At 61.7% G+C, this 18,199-nt stretch carries 16 protein-coding genes; 10 read left to right on the forward strand and 6 right to left on the reverse strand.

Translation table 11 applies throughout. The features are described from left to right. Nucleotides 1-4: 4 nt before the first annotated feature. Both parC and JTY93_RS02325 read left to right on the forward strand, forming a co-directional pair. A complete protein-coding gene (gene parC, locus JTY93_RS02320) occupies nucleotides 5-2,269 on the forward strand; it encodes a DNA topoisomerase IV subunit A (RefSeq protein WP_205476185.1) in 2,265 nt (754 codons plus the stop codon). A 176-nt stretch (nucleotides 2,270-2,445) separates the two neighbouring features. Then, nucleotides 2,446-3,153 (forward strand): PqiC family protein, encoded by a 708-nt coding sequence (locus JTY93_RS02325; RefSeq protein ID WP_205476184.1) that lies wholly within the window; start codon nucleotides 2,446-2,448, stop codon nucleotides 3,151-3,153. Nucleotides 3,154-3,327: 174 nt separating this feature from the next. On the opposite strand, the gene JTY93_RS02330 is transcribed toward JTY93_RS02325, so the two are convergent. After that, entirely contained in the window at nucleotides 3,328-4,860 is a 1,533-nt protein-coding gene (locus tag JTY93_RS02330; RefSeq protein WP_205476183.1) for an AhpA/YtjB family protein, read from the reverse strand. Nucleotides 4,861-4,993: 133 nt separating this feature from the next. On the opposite strand from JTY93_RS02330, the gene serB reads away from it, so the two are divergent. Further along, on the forward strand, nucleotides 4,994-6,205 hold the full coding sequence (gene serB, locus JTY93_RS02335) for a phosphoserine phosphatase SerB (protein WP_169877657.1): 1,212 nt from the start codon (nucleotides 4,994-4,996) through the stop codon (nucleotides 6,203-6,205). Between the two features lie 133 nt (nucleotides 6,206-6,338). On the opposite strand, the gene asd is transcribed toward serB, so the two are convergent. Genes asd through JTY93_RS02350 form a run of 3 tightly spaced genes read right to left on the reverse strand, consistent with a single transcriptional unit; the run spans nucleotide 6,339 to nucleotide 9,625 of the window. Further along, complete coding sequence (asd, locus tag JTY93_RS02340) at nucleotides 6,339-7,199, reverse strand: archaetidylserine decarboxylase (RefSeq protein WP_104911461.1); 861 nt, start codon at nucleotides 7,197-7,199, stop codon at nucleotides 6,339-6,341. A gap of 16 nt (nucleotides 7,200-7,215) precedes the next feature. Then, nucleotides 7,216-8,031 (reverse strand): rhodanese-like domain-containing protein, encoded by an 816-nt coding sequence (locus tag JTY93_RS02345; protein ID WP_205476182.1) that lies wholly within the window; start codon nucleotides 8,029-8,031, stop codon nucleotides 7,216-7,218. 58 nt (nucleotides 8,032-8,089) lie between these two features. Next, nucleotides 8,090-9,625, reverse strand: coding sequence for an HDOD domain-containing protein (locus JTY93_RS02350; RefSeq protein WP_205476181.1), 1,536 nt, complete (start codon nucleotides 9,623-9,625; stop codon nucleotides 8,090-8,092). Nucleotides 9,626-9,791: 166 nt separating this feature from the next. Between JTY93_RS02350 and motA the strand changes: the two genes are divergently transcribed. Beyond that, nucleotides 9,792-10,643 carry a flagellar motor stator protein MotA gene (motA, locus tag JTY93_RS02355; protein ID WP_205476180.1) on the forward strand — a complete coding sequence of 284 codons (852 nt, stop codon included), beginning with the start codon at nucleotides 9,792-9,794 and terminating at the stop codon, nucleotides 10,641-10,643. A gap of 3 nt (nucleotides 10,644-10,646) precedes the next feature. After that, nucleotides 10,647-11,669, forward strand: coding sequence for a flagellar motor protein MotB (motB, locus tag JTY93_RS02360; protein WP_205476179.1), 1,023 nt, complete (start codon nucleotides 10,647-10,649; stop codon nucleotides 11,667-11,669). A gap of 149 nt (nucleotides 11,670-11,818) precedes the next feature. Here motB and rsgA read toward each other — a convergent pair whose 3' ends face one another. Then, on the reverse strand, nucleotides 11,819-12,850 hold the full coding sequence (gene rsgA, locus JTY93_RS02365) for a small ribosomal subunit biogenesis GTPase RsgA (protein WP_169992219.1): 1,032 nt from the start codon (nucleotides 12,848-12,850) through the stop codon (nucleotides 11,819-11,821). A 108-nt stretch (nucleotides 12,851-12,958) separates the two neighbouring features. On the opposite strand from rsgA, the gene orn reads away from it, so the two are divergent. Next, a complete protein-coding gene (gene orn / locus JTY93_RS02370) occupies nucleotides 12,959-13,501 on the forward strand; it encodes an oligoribonuclease (protein ID WP_010213620.1) in 543 nt (180 codons plus the stop codon). 204 nt (nucleotides 13,502-13,705) lie between these two features. Continuing rightward, nucleotides 13,706-14,320 (forward strand): trimeric intracellular cation channel family protein, encoded by a 615-nt coding sequence (locus tag JTY93_RS02375; RefSeq protein WP_169851492.1) that lies wholly within the window; start codon nucleotides 13,706-13,708, stop codon nucleotides 14,318-14,320. On the opposite strand, the gene queG is transcribed toward JTY93_RS02375, so the two are convergent. Then, nucleotides 14,302-15,381, reverse strand: coding sequence for a tRNA epoxyqueuosine(34) reductase QueG (gene queG, locus JTY93_RS02380; protein WP_205476178.1), 1,080 nt, complete (start codon nucleotides 15,379-15,381; stop codon nucleotides 14,302-14,304). The genes JTY93_RS02375 and queG overlap by 19 nt on opposite strands. A gap of 63 nt (nucleotides 15,382-15,444) precedes the next feature. Between queG and JTY93_RS02385 the strand changes: the two genes are divergently transcribed. Genes JTY93_RS02385 through JTY93_RS02395 form a run of 3 tightly spaced genes read left to right on the forward strand, consistent with a single transcriptional unit; the run spans nucleotide 15,445 to nucleotide 18,199 of the window. Further along, nucleotides 15,445-16,305 (forward strand): NAD(P)H-hydrate dehydratase, encoded by an 861-nt coding sequence (locus JTY93_RS02385; RefSeq protein WP_205476177.1) that lies wholly within the window; start codon nucleotides 15,445-15,447, stop codon nucleotides 16,303-16,305. After that, nucleotides 16,293-16,760 (forward strand): tRNA (adenosine(37)-N6)-threonylcarbamoyltransferase complex ATPase subunit type 1 TsaE, encoded by a 468-nt coding sequence (tsaE, locus tag JTY93_RS02390; protein ID WP_205476176.1) that lies wholly within the window; start codon nucleotides 16,293-16,295, stop codon nucleotides 16,758-16,760. The genes JTY93_RS02385 and tsaE overlap by 13 nt, the downstream gene beginning before the upstream one ends. A 17-nt stretch (nucleotides 16,761-16,777) precedes the next feature. After that, nucleotides 16,778-18,199 carry an N-acetylmuramoyl-L-alanine amidase gene (locus JTY93_RS02395; RefSeq protein WP_205476214.1) on the forward strand — a complete coding sequence of 474 codons (1,422 nt, stop codon included), beginning with the start codon at nucleotides 16,778-16,780 and terminating at the stop codon, nucleotides 18,197-18,199.

Here is an 18,199-nt window from a genome sequence, read left to right on the forward strand (position 1 = left end):
CCGCATGAGTGACATCCTTGCAGACAGCTTAGACGGCGTAGAGCGCCGGTCGCTGGCTGACTTCACCGAAAATGCCTACCTCAACTACTCCATGTACGTGATCATGGACCGTGCCCTGCCGCATATCGGCGATGGCCTGAAACCGGTACAGCGGCGCATTATCTACGCCATGAGTGAGTTGGGCCTGGACGCGGATTCCAAGCACAAGAAGTCGGCGCGTACCGTTGGTGACGTGCTCGGCAAGTTCCACCCCCACGGCGACTCGGCGTGCTACGAAGCCATGGTGCTGATGGCCCAGCCGTTCAGCTACCGCTACACCCTGGTCGATGGTCAGGGCAACTGGGGTGCGCCGGATGATCCCAAGTCCTTCGCCGCCATGCGTTACACCGAGGCGCGGCTGTCGCGCTACTCCGAAGTACTGCTCAGCGAGCTGGGCCAGGGCACCGCAGACTGGGGCCCGAACTTCGACGGCACCCTCGACGAGCCGCTGGTCTTGCCGGCGCGCCTGCCCAATATCCTGCTTAACGGCACCACCGGCATCGCCGTGGGCATGGCCACCGACGTACCGCCGCACAACCTGCGCGAAGTCGCCACCGCCTGCGTGCGTCTGCTCGATGAGCCCAAGGCCACGGTCGAGCAGCTGTGCGAGCATATCCAGGGCCCGGATTACCCGACCGAAGCGGAAATCATCACGCCGCGCGCCGACCTGCTGAAAATGTACGAGACCGGCAAGGGCTCGGTGCGCATGCGTGCCGTGTACCACATCGAAGATGGCGACATCATCGTCACCGCCTTGCCGCACCAGGTCTCCGGCGCCAAAGTGCTGGAACAGATTGCTGCACTGATGCAGGCCAAGCCGTCGAAATTGCCGCAAGTCGCTGACCTGCGTGACGAGTCCGACCACGAGAACCCTTGCCGCATCGTGATCATCCCGACCAATAGCCGGGTCGATCACGAAGTGCTGATGCAGCATCTGTTTGCCAGCACCGAGCTGGAATCCAGCTACCGGGTCAACGTCAACATCATCGGTCTGGACGGCAAGCCGCAGCTGAAAAACCTGCGCAACCTGCTGGTGGAGTGGCTGGAGTTCCGGGTCAATACCGTACGCCGCCGCCTGCAGTTCCGGTTGGACAAGGTCGAGCGTCGCCTGCACCTGTTGGACGGCTTGCTGATTGCCTACCTCAACCTGGATGAAGTGATCCACATCATCCGTACCGCCGAGCACCCGAAGGCCGAGTTGATCGCTCGTTTCCAACTGAGCGAAATCCAGGCCGACTACATCCTCGATACCCGCCTGCGCCAGTTGGCGCGCTTGGAAGAAATGAAGCTGCGTGACGAGCAGGACGCGTTGCTCAAGGAACAAGCCAAGCTGCAAGCGCTGCTGGGTAGCGAAGCCAAGCTCAAGAAGCTGGTGCGCAGCGAGTTGATCAAAGATGCAGAGACCTATGGCGACGACCGCCGCTCGCCGATTGTCGAGCGTGCCGAGGCCAAGGCCCTGACCGAAACAGAGCTGTTGCCCAACGAGAAAATTACCGTCGTTCTGTCGGAAAAGGGTTGGGTTCGCTCCGCCAAGGGGCATGATATTGATGCCACTGGCTTGTCGTACAAAGCGGGGGATGGGTTCAAGACCGCCGCCGCCGGGCGTTCCAACCAGTTTGCGGTGTTTATCGACTCCACGGGGCGTAGTTATTCGGTGCCGGCTCATACCCTGCCGTCTGCACGAGGCCAGGGCGAACCGTTGACCGGTCGCCTGGCGCCACCGCCAGGGGCAAGTTTTGAGTGTGTATTGCTGCCTGATGATGACTCGCTGTACGTCATCGCCTCCGACGCTGGTTACGGCTTCGTGGTCAAGGGCGAGGACTTGCAGGCCAAGAACAAGGCGGGCAAGGCCCTGTTGAGCTTGCCGAACAACGCCAAGGTGATCTTGCCTCGTCCGGTCGAGGACCGCGAAGGCAATTGGCTGGCATCGGTGACCACCGAAGGGCGCTTGCTGGTGTTCAAGATCAGCGACCTGCCGCAGTTGGGCAAGGGCAAGGGCAACAAGATCATTGGTATTCCAGGGGAGCGGGTGGCCAGTCGCGAAGAGTACGTGACCGACATCGCAGTGATCCCGGAAGGCTCGACCCTGGTGCTGCAGGCCGGCAAGCGCACGTTGTCCCTGCGTCCCGACGACCTGGAGCACTACAAGGGCGAACGTGGACGCCGTGGGAATAAATTGCCCCGTGGCTTCCAGCGAGTGGATGCATTGCTGGTAGAAACACCCGCTTAAAGCGATATAGAGCGCCCGATCTACGATTTAACGCGTAGATCGGCGGTTTCGCGCTGGAGTCATGGCGCATATTCACGGATGATATGGCCTTTCCAGCGCCGGCGTGGCTGAGCGCGTATAGGTTATTTTTAGTATTACATTGTGGTTTGCCTTGTGGCAGCCACCTGGATGGGATGATGACTGCTCCACGCCTTCCTTTATTTTTGATGCTCGCTGGCCTTTTGGGGTTGGCGGGTTGCACTACGCACCAACCGGTGTCGCTGTACCAGCTGGATAGCGGAAATCCGGCGCAACCAGCGCAAAGTGCTGGCATGGCGGTCTTGCTCGGGCCGGTAGTGGTTGCCGATTACCTGCAGCGTGAAACCCTGCTGCAACGCCAGGACGATGGCAGCCTGCAAGGCTCCATCGACGGCCGTTGGGCCGGTAGCTTGTCGTCGGATATCAACCAATTGATGCTGCGCCAGGTGGCCGGTCATCTGGACAGCCAGCGTGTGGTGCTGTCGCCGGCGCCCACCAGCTTTACGCCCGATGTGCAGGTATTGTTGACCATCACGCGCCTGGACTCCGGAGCTTCGCAGCCGGCCATCCTCGATGCGCAATGGCGCCTGATCGACCGCCGCGGCCAGGTGCGGGACAACCGCATCGTGCATCTGCAGGAACAGCATGCGGGCAGCACGGCCTCCCAGGTCCAGGCCCAGGGTGTGTTGTTGCAGCGTTTGGCAGAACAGCTGTCGGTAGCCCTCAAGCCGCTGGCCAACCAGCCACCGATTGCCGAGGTCCCGCGCAAACAGGCCCCGGCCCCCGCCAAGCCGGCGGCCCCGGAAAAGCCGAAGATCCCGATGGCTTCGCCGATTCGCACGGACATGGAAGTGTTCCGCTTCTGAGGTAAAAGCCCCTTGTAGGAGCGAGCTTGCTCGCGAAAAACTCAAGGGCACCGCGCTCATTCAGGATAAGCGCGTTATCGTTGACGATCTTCGCGAGCAAGCTCGCTCCTATACAGAGCCAATAAAAAGCCCACCCATGAGTGATCATGGGTGGGCTTTTTGTTGGGGAAGGATTCACCCCTTGTTGCGGGTCTCATGCATCCGCGCCAACTGGCGCTCCAGCATCGACGGATAAGGCTCCATCAACCGCTCGACACAGCACGCGCCTTCCGGGCTGGCAATCGGGCGGATGCGCGCGCGTTGGCGGATCAGTGCGTCGTCGCTGATCTTGCGCTCCACCAGCAGCAGGTTGCGGCTGTGTTGCGACAAGGCCAGGGCGTCCTGGGCGTTTTCGGTCAGCAGCAGATCGATCTGGCTCATGCCATACAGGTCGTCGCCCAACGTCAGGCCCAGTTGCAGTTGCAGGGTGATGCCGCTGTCAGCGACTTCAATTTGCAACGCATGGCCCAGGGCGCGCAGCAGCTCACCGCAGCAGATGGCATTGGTCAGGTAGTCTTCGCCACTGTCTTCGCTGTGGAACAGCATCAGCGTGCTGCCATCATTTAGGGTGTGCAGCTCGCTCTGGTACAGCGAAGCAGCCTGGTCGAGGCAGTCGCGGTAGCGTTCCAGCAACTCGGTCAGGCGGGCGCGGGGCAGGCGGCGCAATTGCTCCTGGGCACCCAGTTGCACGGCCAGTACGGCGCTGTGCTGTGGCTGGGTGTTCTGCGAGACCGCAGCCTTGGGTGCCGACAGCGGGGCAGGCGCGGACTCGTCGCGCAGGTCGGCAAACGGGTCGTCACCGTCCAGGCTGTCTTCGTCGGCCTTGATGGCTGTGCGCGGTACTGGCTTGAGGCCCGCGACCGGCGCCGACTCGTCGAAGCTCGGGTCACGCAGGTTGCGCACTTCAAACTCGGGTTCGTCGTCGTAATCGGCGTCGTCAAACTCCGGTTCAGGCTCGACTTGCTGCACCGCCGGTTCCGGGGCAAAGCTTGTGTGCAGCTGGCGGGCAAGGTCGCCGATCTCATCCTGGCGGTCGGTGGCCGGGGTATGTTCGTCGATATCGCGCAGCCAGATACGCAGTTGCATCAGGGGCGTGGAGATATGCCGGCCCAGGCGCAGGCTCAAGGCCAGGGCCAAGGCCAGCAGGATCGCGCTGAGGATGCCCATGCTTTGCAGGCTGATGGTCATCGGCTGCTGGAACTGTTGCATGTCCAGGCTGATGCGCAATTGGCCGGCCTTCACATCCTGAAACGTGATATTGCTCTGGTACAGGCCTTCGGCCTCACCCAGCAGGCCGTTTTTCGGGCGCTGCCCGGCTTCGGCCATGATCCGGTTGTCCACGCTGTAGATGGCGGCGTGGGCCACCAGCGGGTTCTTGGTCAGGTTGTTGAGCAGCACGTTGAGGCTGAGGATGTCATTGGACACCAACAGTTCGGTCGCCGACGTTGCGGTCTGGGTCGTCAAGCTTTCGCCCAGGGCGTCGGCTTGCTCGTGCATGGCCTGTTTGAACTGCAGCCCCATCACGCAGGCATAGATCACCAGGGCCAAGGCGACCAGGATCACGTTATGGCTGGCAATGCGTAATGCGATCGGTACACGGCGGTGGCGCAGTGCCCGGAAGATCAGCAGGAAGAAGTTATCGGTTTTTACTGGCGTGGGCCGGTTCACTTGCGCTCGGCTCTTGGTCCGTGAAGTTGACGCGCAGTATAGCGACAGGCCCAAGACCGGCAAAGCGCTGGCTGTGCCCGATGGTCACTGAAAGTGGGTAGAATGCGGTTTTTTTCCAGCCCGGGGGTGCGCTTTGCGCGAAATTGTCCTGATTAACATCACAGGTGAGGACCGTCCGGGTCTTACCGCAGCCATTACTGGTGTGCTCGCCCAGGGTGGTGTGACCATTCTCGACATCGGCCAGGCCGTGATCCACGACACCCTGTCGTTCGGCATCCTGGTCGAGATCCCGAGCACTGAGCAGGCCTCGTCCGTGCTCAAGGACATCCTGTTTACTGCCTACAAGCTGGATCAGCAGGTACGTTTCACCCCGGTTTCCGAAGAGGATTACCAGCATTGGGTGGCCGGCCAAGGCAAAAAACGCCATATCGTCACGCTGTTGACGCGCCGGGTGACCGCCGAACAATTGCAGCGGGTCAGTTCGATCACCGCGCAATATGGTCTGAACATCGATCATATCGACCGTCTGTCGGGCCGCATGCCGCTGGACATGCCGGCGGACCAGGGCAAGGGCTGTATCGAATTCTCGGTGCGCGGTGAGCCAGCCGATCCGCAGGCATTGCGCGCCGAGTTCCTCAGCGTCGCCCAAGAGTTGAACGTCGATATCGCCTTTCAGGAAGACTCGCTGTTCCGTCGCAATCGCCGCCTGGCGGTATTCGACATGGACTCGACCCTGATCGAAGCCGAGGTCATCGACGAGTTGGCCAAGGCTGCGGGCGTTGGCGAGCAAGTTTCCGCGATCACCGAGCGCGCCATGGCGGGTGAGTTGGACTTTCGCGCCAGCTTCAAGGAGCGCCTGGCGCTGCTCAAGGGCCTGGACGTCAGCGTGCTGGATTCCATCGGCGCGTCCCTGCGCTTGACCGAAGGTGCCGAGACCCTGTTCGCCGAACTCAAGCGCCTGGGCTACAAGACGGCGATTCTGTCGGGCGGCTTTACCTACTTCGCCAAGCAATTGCAGGCCAAGCTGGGCATCGACTATGTGTTTGCCAACGAGCTGGAAGTGGTGGATGGCAAGGTGACGGGCGTGGCGGTCGAGCCGATTGTCGACGCACAACGCAAAGCTGACTTGCTCAAGGAACTGGCGCACAAGGAAGGTTTGCGTCTGGAGCAGACCATTGCGGTCGGCGACGGTGCCAACGACTTGCCGATGCTGGCTATCGCCGGGTTGGGCGTGGCGTTCCGTGCCAAGCCGTTGGTCAAGCAATCGGCCAAGCAGGCGATTTCGACCTTGGGGTTGGACGGTGTGCTGTATCTGTTGGGCTTTCGCGACCGCGACGGCCAATAACGACAGGAACGCGGTCAAAAATGTGGGAGCGGGCTTGCTCGCGAAGGCGGTGTGTCAGTCAACTAAGGTGTCTACTGTCACACCGCTTTCGCGAGCAGGCCCGCTCCCACATTTGATTTTCGCTGTATTCGGATCAGGCTTTTGGCAGCGCGATACCCTGGCCCATCTGCACCGGCGTGCCTGCCGCCAGCTCTTGCGCCCACTGCACCTGGCCTGGGCCAAACAGCACGATAGCCGTCGAACCCAGCTTGAAGCGCCCCAGTTCCGCGCCTTTTTCCAAGTGGATCGGCGCACGGGCGGCTTCGTCGTAACGGAAGGTTTTCAACTCGCGCTTGGGTGGTGTTACCAACCCAGCCCATACGGTCTCGATCGACGCCACAATCATCGCGCCAACCAATACCACGGCCATCGGGCCGCGTTCGGTATCGAACAGGCAGACAACTCGCTCATTGCGCGCAAACAACTCCGGCACGTTTTCGGCGGTGGTCTGGTTGACCGAGAAAATCCGCCCAGGCACGTAGACCATTTCCCGCAGGGTGCCGGCCAATGGCATGTGCACGCGGTGGTAGTCCTTCGGCGACAGGTAGATGGTGGCAAAGTCACCGCCCATGAAGGGCGCAGCAACGGCGGCGTCGCCACCGAGCAATTCCAGCACGCTGAAACTGTGGCCCTTGGCCTGGAATACACGGCCATGCTCGATCGGGCCGAGCTGGCTGACCGCACCGTCTGCCGGGCTCAACACTGCGCCCGGGGTTGGGTCCAGTGGGCGCGCGCCGTCTTTCAAGGCGCGGGTGAAGAAGGCGTTGAAGTGCTCGTAAGCGGTCACGTCTTCCACCAGTGCCTGGGACATATCCACTTGGTAACGCTTGGCGAACCAGGTGGTGAAGGCATTCTTGAACCAGCGCACGCGGCACTCGGCAATGCAGCCGGCCAGGCGCGACAGCAGGTGATGGGGCAGCAGGTACTGGCTGAGGATAAACAAACGCTTTTTCATGAACTGTCCTTAAACCTTAAATCTCGACGGGGGTGTCGGGGTGGTTGCCCCATTCGCCCCAGGAACCGGCATAACCTTTGACTCGCGGATAACCGAGTGCCTTGGCCACCAGATAGGTGAAGCCAGAACGGTGGTGAGTCTGGCAGTGGGTAATGATTTCTTTGTCTTTGGTCAGGCCCAGGGCTTCGAGGATCTGCGGCATGTCGCGGCGGATCCGCAGGTTGCGCGGCTTGTCCATGCCGGCAGTCCACTCGAAGTTCACCGCGCCGGGAATATGCCCGCCTTTGGCAGCGAGGACTTTTTCGCCGGAGTACTCCAGCGGGCCACGGGCATCCCAGATGCCCAGGTCGGCCGCGCCGAGGCGGCTTTGCAGGTACTCGCGGGTGGCGGTGGGTTCGTCGTGCAGGGTCAGGCTGACCGGCCCTGTAACGGCGGCGGCGACCTCGGTGGACACCGGGTGCTGTTCATCCAGCCAAGCCAGCAGGCCGCCATCGAGGTAGTGATATTTCTTGTGGCCGATCACGTCGAGCAACCAGATGAACCGCCCGGCCCAGCCGCCGCCTTCGTCGTCGTACACCACGTAGGTGGCATCCGGGGTGTGGCCCAGTTCGCCGAACAGCTTTTCCAGGTCGGCCTTGGCCGGCAGCAGCCCCGGTGCGGGTGGCTGGCCCAGTTGGGTGCGCTTGGGATCAACGAAGTGCGCGCCGGGGATATGCCCTTGGGCGTAGCGTGCGGCGCTGGTGAGGTCCACCAGAATCAACTGCTCGGCGGCGAGGCGATCCAGCAGATCGCTGGGCTCGATCACCAGCGGCAAGCCAGAAAAGTCAGGCATGTGAGGTCTCCCGGGCACTAGGTTTGGGCGATAAAAGAGGGCGATTGTAACGCAAGCATCAGGTGGTGCGGTTGGTAAAGCAGTGCAGGGCTTTCTCGATGCATTGGGCGGTTTTGCCGAAGGCCTGCACGGTGGTTTCGGAGAACGGCCCGCCACCCTGGTCGGCAATCATCAGCATCACCACCCGGCCATTACAACTCAGGGAACGCAACAGCAGGTGCTCGCCCACGAACAGACGTCGCACTGAGGCAGGCAGCAGCGCCGCGAATTGTGCGTGATTGTCCGGGGTCAGGCGCACCTGCGCAGACTTCTCCAGCAGGCGTTGCAGCAGCGTGCTTTGTGCGGTCTCAAGGCTCAGGTTGGCGGCGTCCTTGGGCAGGCCGTCGACCTGATGCACGCGCAACGTGGCCAAGGCCTTGTCGGCCATCAGCAGCATGACGCGCTGCATGCCGCTGGCCACCAGGGCTTCCTTGGCGCAGGTGGTCAAGTGCATGGCGTTGGCGAAGCGGCTCGGCTCTACCAACAACTCGCTGCACCGCTTGCGCCAGATTGCCAGGGCTTCGGCTGTGGGTGGCGGTGCTGGCAGCAGGCCGCGATGCACACGCTGCACGTGCCACGGCCAGATCAGCGCCAACGCCGGATGCCAGAGACCAGCGGTCAGGGTATGGCGGGCGCTGGTGGCGGCCTGTTGGTGCACTTGCTGCTGCACATCAGCCAGCGGTTGCTGCAGGTACAGCGCGGTAAGGTACTGCCAGCGCTGGGTGTGCGGGCAGGTCCAGGACTCTTGCGCCGCCAGTGCCATGCCATTGGCCAGTAGCACGGTGTTGGCCGGCTGGTTCAGCCAGCGGCGCAACGCGGGGTCGTCATCGAGTTTTTGCTGCTGGCTCAGCGGCACTTCATCGCGGGCGATGTGCAGGGCCTTGACCAGCAAGCGTTGTTCCTTGAGCAGCAGTTGGTAGCCCTGGGACACCCAGATGGGCAGGCGCCAGGCCTCGGTCAGCCCCAGGCACAGCTCCAGCAGGCGCACGCCAAACAGCTCCTGCTCGACCTTGCGTGCCGACTGGCCCTTGTGGATCACCCGCAGTTCCCATTCTTCCAGGAGCTTGGGGTAGGCCACGGCCATCGGCCACAGCGGCGAGAGAAACAGCAGGCTGCCCCAATGGATATCCTGCCAAAGGCGCGCCAGGCGGCTGGCGAACAGGCCGCTGGCTTGCTGCGAGGCATGTTGGCTGATCAGTTGCAGTTGGCGCAGGGCCACGGGGATTTCATTGAGTGGCACTGACGGCAGGCGCGCGAGCAATTCTTCGGTGCGCTTGAGGCCGAGGCGGTTGATCGCCACTTCAAGGTTTTCTGCGGGTTCTGCCAGGCTGCCGTGGGCCTGGTTGTTGGCTTCGCGCATGACGCTCAGGACCAGTGCCGGGCTGTCTTGCATCAGCTCTGCAATATCTCGCAACGAACGGCGGCTATCGCCGATGGCCTTGCACACGGCCATGTGGCTCGCTTGCGGGACGGGCAGGCGAATCTCGTCCAGGCGCTTTATCCAGCCAGCCAGAGAGTTGGGTTTTGTCGTTGGGACTGTCGTTTCGTTTGCCATGATTGGGGCGCGATCATCACTTGCGGTCAACACGCCCGGAGCGGGCCGAACTGGCTTTTCGCCTTAACGGGCTATAGTCTGGCGCAGTTTTGCCGATAAGTAGAAGAAGAGTTTTTAGATCTTCCGAATATGTCCATGAACCCGACGGCGCAAGTACTCATCCCCTATGGCTAAAATTATCGGCATCATCGTCGTCATCGCGAGCGTGCTCGGCGGATACGTTCTGTCCCACGGTAAAATTGCTGCGCTGATCCAGCCCTTCGAAGTGCTGATCATCGGCGGTGCGGCGTTTGGCGCTTTCCTGCAGGCTAACCCCGGCTACATGACGATGCACGTGGTCAAAAAGTCGCTGGGCATGTTCAGCTCGCGCTTTTCCCACACCTTCTACCTGGAAGTGCTGGGCCTGGTCTACGAGATCCTCAACAAGAGCCGCCGTGAAGGCATGATGGCTATCGAGGGGGATATCGAGGACGCTGCGGCCAGCCCGATCTTCGCCAAGTACCCGGCCGTGCTCAAAGACGACCGCATGACGGCCTACATCTGCGACTACCTGCGCATCATGTCCTCCGGCAACATGGCCCCGCACGAGCTGGAAGGCTTGTTCGACATGGAGCTGTTCAGCCTCAAGGAAGAACTCGAACACCCGTCCCACGCTGTGACCGGCATCGCCGACGGCATGCCCGGCTTCGGTATTGTCGCGGCAGTACTGGGTATCGTGGTGACCATGGCGTCTCTGGGCGAAGGCGACCAGGCCGCGATCGGCATGCACGTGGGTGCAGCGTTGGTGGGGACCTTCTTCGGTATTCTCGCGGCGTATGGTTTCTTTGGTCCGCTGGCCACCTCCCTGGCCCACGATGCCAAGGAAGAGCTCAATATCTACGAAGCCATCAAAGCGTCGCTGGTGGCATCCGCTTCCGGCATGCCGCCGTCCCTGGCCGTGGAGTTCGGGCGCAAAGTGTTGTATCCGAAGCATCGTCCGAGCTTTGCCGAGCTGGAACAAGCAGTTCGCGGTCGCTAAGCCATGGAAAACAACCAGCCAATCATCATCAAGCGCGTCAAGCGCTTCGCTGCCGGGCACCACGGCGGCGCCTGGAAAATTGCGTTTGCCGACTTTGCGACGGCGATGATGGCGTTCTTCCTGGTGCTGTGGCTGATGTCCACCGCGACGCCGGAACAGAAGATCGCCATTGCCGGTTATTTCAAGGATCCCATCGGCTTCTCCGAGAGTGGCACGCCGTTTGTGATCGACCTCGGTGGTTCGCCAGAGTTGGCTCCTGAGCGCACCATCAACCCGGAAGTGCAGACCGAAGCGCCCCAGGAAAACATCCCGATCGAACGCCAGACCGTCGAAAGCATGGCCGAACAGGTCGAGCAGGAACGCCTGGAATTGTTGCTGCAAGAACTGCAGAACAAGGTTGACGAGAATCCGCAACTGCAGAAATTCAAGGATCAGATCCACTTCGAGATCACTCCGGACGGCTTGCGTATCCAGATCATGGATGCGGCCAGCCGACCGATGTTCGATTCTGGCAGTGCGCGCTTGAAGCCTTACTTCGAAGACATCCTGCTGGCCATGGCCGACACCATCAAGGCGGTGCCGAACAAGATCAGCGTCAGCGGCCACACCGATGCCAAGCCATATTCGGGCCTGGGTGATTTCGGCAACTGGGAGCTGTCCGCCAACCGCGCCAACGCTGCGCGCCGTGCCCTGGTGGCCGGCAGTTATCCGGATACCCAGGTAGCGCGCGTGGTGGGTTTTGCGTCATCGCAGCTGTTTGATGTGAAGGACCCGTTCAACCCGATCAACCGGCGCATTGATATTGTGGTGCTGACCAAAAAGGCCCAGCGCGCCATTGAAGGTGAGCAGGGCGCCACACCGCCGGTACCGACCCAGGGCGATGGCGCACCGGGTGAAGTGCCGGTGGACCCGAACGCCCTGCCGCCAGAGCAGCAGCCGTTGCCGGCCCATGAGTTGCGCCAGAAGCTCAATCTGTTTGATGAGGGCGGGGTGAAGGCTCCCGGAGAAGCCCCGGCCGGGAGCTGATGCGCTTTGTGTAGGAGCGGGCTTGTGTGGGGGCGGGCTTGCCCGCGAAGACGTCGGCCCAGTAAACATTGAGGTTGGCTGACCCACCGCTTTCGCGAGCAAGCCCGCTCCCACACAAGCCCGCTCCCACACATGCGTGTGCCTACAACTTAATAGCTGCTCTCTGGCAAGCTGGCGATGATCGAGCGATAGCTGTTCATCCGCTGCTGCTGCACGCGCCCGTCTTCCAAGGCCTTGAGCAAGGCACAGCCCGGCTCGCGATCGTGCTTGCAGTCGCGGAAGCGGCAGGTGCCGATCAAGTCGTTGAACTCGATGAAACCGGCCTCCACATCGCTGCGGCTGACGTGGCCCAGGCCGAACTCACGGATGCCCGGTGAGTCGATCAACTCGCCACCGCCCGGGAAGTGAAACAGGCGAGCGGTGGTGGTGGTGTGCGTGCCCTGGCCAGACAACTCCGACAGCGGACCGACGCGGGTCTCGACTTCCGGCAACAGGCTGTTGACCAGCGACGACTTGCCCACGCCCGACTGGCCGACGAACACGCTGATGCGCCCGTCCAACTGCTGTTGCAGCTGTTCCATGCCATTGCCATGGTGCGCCGAGACTTCCAGTACCGGGTAACCCAGATGCCGGTAAACCGCGAGCAGCGCATTCAGCGCTGGCGCGTTGTGTTCGTCGATCAAGTCGAATTTGTTCAACAGCAGCAGCGGGCGGATGCCGGCGTGTTCGGCAGCCACCAGGTAGCGGTCGATCAGGTTGGCGTGGGGCTCGGGCAGCGGGGCGAAGACGATGACAATCATGTCGACGTTGGCCGCTACCGGCTTGAGTTGGCCGCGGCTGTCGGGGCGACGCAGTTCGGTGGTGCGCGGCAGTTGCGCGACGATCACCCCGATACCCTGGTTGCCGGCACGCCAGACCACCTTGTCGCCGGTTACCAGCGCGGGCAGGTTGGCGCGCAGGTGGCAGCGGAACACTGCGCCGGCCAGTTCGCCTTCCAGGGCTTCGACTTCGACCTGCACCCCAAAGTGTGCGATCACCAGGCCCGTTTGTTCGGGGCCCAGATCGCCGCCCTCCAGCGCTTCCACGGCAGAGGACTCACGTTTGGCGGCGCGGGCAGCGCGTTCACCCTGGATTTTTTCGATGCGCCAGTTTTGGCGGCGGTTGAGCTGGCGTTTGGCCATTGGTGTTCCGTGTCGATAATGCAAAAGGTTGGGTAAAACGGTCGCGAGTCTAGCACGCCGCCGCCTGCTAAACTGCGCAGCTACGCCAAGGTGCCAAGGAACTACGACATGCAAAACCCACAAAACCTGATTTGGATCGATCTGGAAATGACCGGTCTGAATCCTGACACCGACGTCATCATCGAGATGGCGACCATTGTCACCGACAGCAACCTCAACACCTTGGCCGAAGGTCCGGTGATCGCCATCCACCATAGCGACGCGGTGTTGGCCACTATGGACGAATGGAACACCCGCACCCACGGCAACTCGGGCCTGACCCAGCGTGTGCGCGACAGCCGCATCAGCATGGCCGAGGCTGAGGCCGAGACGATTGCCTTCCTGGAAAAATGGGTGCCCAAGGGCAAGTCGCCGATCTGTGGCAACAGCATCTGCCAGGACCGCCGCTTCCTCTATACCCATATGAAGGCGCTGGAAAGCTACTTCCACTACCGCAACCTTGATGTGTCGACCTTGAAAGAACTGGCTGCGCGCTGGGCGCCGGAGGTCAAGGACAGCTTCCACAAGGGCAGCACCCACCTGGCCCTGGACGATATCCGCGAGTCGATTGCCGAGCTGCAGCATTACCGCAAGCATTTCATCAAGGCCTGATCCTACCGTTTGGCAGGTTTGTTGTGGGTATGTCGTGGCGAGCGGGTTTGCCCCCGCTGGGGCGCGCAGCGGCCCTAATTCAGCCACTGCAACCCTTCGGTCGGATATCATCGCCCACTATCGGGGCTGCTACGCAGCCCAGCGCGGGGCAAGCCCGCTCGCCACAACACGCCCGCTCTGCACAATATTCTTGCAAGGATCGCCATCATGCTGTTGATGCTCTACCTCATCGCCATCACCGCCGAAGCCATGACCGGTGCCTTGTCCGCCGGTCGGCGCGGCATGGATTGGTTTGGCGTGGTGCTGATCGCGTGCGTCACAGCTCTTGGCGGCGGTTCGGTGCGTGATGTGCTGCTCGGCCACTACCCGCTGACCTGGGTCAAGCACCCGGAATATCTGGTGCTGACTTCGGTTGCGGCCTTGGTGACGATCTTTATCGCGCCACTGATGCGCCATTTGCGCTCGTTGTTTTTGGCGCTGGACGCCGTGGGCCTGGTGGCCTTCACTCTGATCGGCTGCATGACGGCCCTGGAAATGGGCCACGGCATGTTGGTGGCCTCGGTCAGCGGCGTGATTACCGGGGTGTTTGGCGGCATCCTGCGGGATATCTTCTGCAACGACATTCCGCTGATCTTCCGCCGCGAACTGTATGCCAGCGTGTCGTTCCTCGCGGCCTGGTGCTACATGCTGTGCATCTACCTCGAACTGCCCAGTGAGCAAGCTATCCTGCTCACCCTGTTCAGCGGTTTTCTGTTACGCCTGCTGGCGATCCGCTTTCATTGGGAAATGCCCAAGTTCGTCTACAACGACGAGCACTGACGGATCGCGTGCTGGTTCAGCGCCCATTCCACATGTTCGCGGACCAGTTCAGAGGGGTAATCCCGGCGCGCCTTCAACGCTTCGAGCACCGGAATGCTGGAGGGCGCATTCCCCAGGCCCACGGCCAGGTTGCGTAGCCAGCGCTCGTAACCGGCGCGGCGCAGCGGCGAGCCTTCGGTGCTGCTGAGGAATTTATCCTCGTCCCACATAAATAACTCGGCCAGTTCGGCGTTATCCAGATTGTGGCGTGGCTTGAAATCGCTTTCTCCTGAAGGCCGGGCGAAACGATTCCACGGGCAAACGATCTGACAGTCATCGCAGCCGAACACGCGGTTGCCAATCAATGGCCGCAGGTCTTCGGGGATCGCACTTTTAAGCTCAATGGTCAGGTAGGAAATACAGCGCCGGGCGTCCAGCACATAGGGCCCGACGAACGCATTGGTCGGGCAGATATCCAGGCAAGCGGTGCAGCGGCCGCAATGTTCGGTGCTGTGGGGCGGGTCGATAGGCAGCGGCAGGTCGACAAACAGTTCGCTGAGGAAGAAGTAACTGCCGGCCTTGCGGTTGAGGACCAGAGTGTTTTTGCCGATCCAGCCCAGGCCGGCCTTTTCGGCGATGGCTTTTTCCAGCACCGGGGCGCTGTCGACAAAGGCGCGAAAGCCAAACGGGCCGATCTGTGCCTGGATGCGGTCGGCCAGTTGCTGCACGCGCTTGCGGATCAGCTTGTGGTAGTCACGGCCCAGGGCGTAACGGGAGATGTAGGCTTTTTCGGGTTGGGCCAGCAGTTGCGCCATTTGCGTGTCGCCGGGCAGGTAATCCATGCGCAGGGACACTACGCGCAAAGTACCGGGTACCAACTCGTCCGGGTGCGAGCGCTTGCTGCCATGGGCGCCCATGTAGTCCATCTCGCCGTGATAGCCCGCGTCGAGCCAGCGCTGCAGGTGCTGTTCATGCTCAGCCAGGTCCAGGCCGCTGATGCCGACTTGTTGAAAGCCCAACTCGCGGCCCCAGTCTTTGATCGATTGGGCGAGGGCAGGCAGATCGGTGTTAATAGCAGGCATGAGACGAGAGAAACCGCAGGTTAGATGCGTATAATTCTGCCAGACATCGGAGCTTGAAGACGCATGCCGCAGACAAAACACGAAATAACCGACGTTCAGCCCCTGTTGCCTGGCCATTTGCCGCAACTGGCTGTGCGTTCCCCAGCGGCCCACAAGGGCCAGTTTGGCCATGTCCTGGTCATTGGCGGCGACCATGGCTTTGGCGGCGCGTCGCTGCTGAGTGCCGAGAGCGCGCTGCGCAGTGGGGCTGGCCTGGTGTCCCTGGCGACCCGCAGCGAACATGTCCCGGCAGCCCTGACTCGCTTGCCGGAAGTCATGGCGCGGGGCGTGCATTCGGCTAATCAGTTGATGGCCTTGCTGGAAAAAGTCTCGGTGATCGTCATTGGTCCTGGCCTAGGCGACATGGCCTGGGGCAAAAGCCTGCTGTCGGTGGCCGCCAATGCCCGGCAACCCCAGGTCTGGGATGCTGACGCACTGAACATGCTGGCCGCAGGCCATGTAGCTTTGCCGGCCGATTGCGTGATCACTCCGCACCCGGGTGAAGCGGCGCGGTTGATGGGGATCTCGACAGCCGAGGTTCAGGCCGACCGGCTTAAGGTGGCGCGCGCGCTGAGCCAGAAATTCAATGCCATCACGGTGCTCAAGGGCGCTGGCAGCTTGATCGCCAGCCCGGATGGGCGGGTGGCGCGTTGTGATCAGGGGCATCCGGCCATGGCTTCGGCAGGCCTGGGTGATGTGCTCGCCGGCCTGATCGGCGCGCTGCTGGCCCAGGGCCTGCCGGCGTTCGAGGCCGCCAGCCTAGCGGTGTGGTTGCATGCCACGGCGGGCGACCGTCAGGGTAGTTTTGGTCGCGGCCTGGCTGCCAGCGACTTGATTCCCGCCATTCGTCAGTTGCTGGAGGAGCAGTCACCGTGTCTGAAGTAACGCTGATTATTGCGGATGAAGAGGCCATGGTGGCTTTTGGTAAGCGCATTGCTGAAATCACTAAAGGCATTGGTCTGATTTTTCTACAGGGTGACCTGGGGGCCGGTAAAACCACGCTGTCGCGCGGCATCATCCGTGGGCTTGGGCATACCGGTGCGGTGAAAAGTCCGACGTTCACCCTGGTAGAGCCATACGAAATAGGTGATATACGCGCGTTTCATTTCGACCTGTATCGCCTGGTGGATCCTGAGGAATTGGAGTACATGGGCATCCGCGATTACTTCGATGGCGATGCGTTATGCCTGATCGAGTGGCCGGACAAGGGCACAGGCTTTTTGCCAAAGCCTGACCTGACCATTACCATTACCCCGCATGACAATGGGCGTCAGTTGAAATTGTTGTCCCAGAGCGAGCGCAGTAAGTCCTGGTGTGCCGCTTTGGCTTTGGAATTCTAATAATGGGTGGGTTAGGTATGCGCTTTCGCGCGTTGGTTGCTGTCGTGGGGGTGTTGCTTGCGGCAATGACTGTCAATGCTCTGGCCGCTTCACAGGTAAAAAGTGTGCGCCTGTGGCGAGCGCCGGATAACACGCGACTGGTGTTCGACCTGTCTGGCCCGGTCCAGCACAGTGTCTTTACCCTGACGGCGCCTGATCGCCTGGTGATCGATATCAACGGCGCGACCCTGGCCGCGCCCTTGAAGGTCTCCACCGCCAATACGCCGATTACCGCGATGCGCTCGGCCCAGCGCACGCCGACCGACCTGCGGGTGGTCATCGACCTGAAGAAGGTCGTCACGCCCAAGAGTTTTTCCCTCGCGCCGAACGCCCAGTATGGCAACCGCCTGGTGGTCGACCTGTTTGACAACCCGGCCGACGCAGCGCCAGCCCCTGCGCCCGCACCTGCGGTTGCCACGACGCCCGCCGTGCCGGTCAATCCTGCGCAGCCCCAGGTCAAGTTGCCACCCCTGCCGCCAGCGCCAGCGGGCAAGCGTGATGTGATCGTGGTGATCGACGCCGGCCACGGCGGTGAAGACCCCGGCGCCTCCGGCTCCCGTGGTCAGCACGAAAAAGACGTGGTCTTGGCCATTGCCCGGGAATTGCAGCGCCAGATCAATGGGATGAAAGGCTATCGTGCCGAATTGACCCGTACGGGTGACTACTTCATTCCATTGCGTGGGCGTACCGAAATCGCCCGCAAGAAGGGCGCCGACCTGTTTGTCTCGATCCACGCCGACGCCGCACCGTCGAAGGCCGCCTTTGGCGCCTCGGTGTTTGCCCTGTCGGATCGCGGCGCCACGTCCGAGACTGCACGCTGGCTGGCTGATAGCGAAAACCGCTCCGACTTGATCGGTGGTGCTGGCAACGTGTCCCTGGATGACAAAGACCGCATGCTCGCAGGTGTGTTGCTGGATCTGTCGATGACCGCCTCGCTGACCTCCAGCCTGAACGTCGGGCAGAAAGTCCTGACTAACATGGGCCGCGTCACGCCGTTGCATAAGCAGCGGGTGGAGCAGGCCGGGTTTATGGTGCTTAAGTCGCCGGATATTCCGTCGATCCTGGTCGAAACCGGTTTTATCTCCAACGCCAACGAAGCCAACAAGCTGGCGTCCGCCAGCCACCAACAGGCGCTGGCGCGCTCTATCAGTTCCGGCGTGCGTCAGTTCTTCCAGCAGAACCCGCCACCGGGTACCTATATCGCCTGGCTGCGTGATTCCGGGAAAATCGCCCAGGGCCCACGCGATCACCGGGTGCAACCCGGCGACACCCTGGCCATGCTGGCCGTACGCTTCCAGGTGTCGGCTGCTACGTTGCGCAGCGCCAATAGCCTGAAAACGGACGAATTGAAAGTCGGCCAGGTGTTGACCATCCCCGGCACTGAATTGGCAGCACAGTAA

The organism is Pseudomonas hygromyciniae, from assembly GCF_016925675.1.
GTDB lineage: Bacteria > Pseudomonadota > Gammaproteobacteria > Pseudomonadales > Pseudomonadaceae > Aquipseudomonas > Aquipseudomonas hygromyciniae.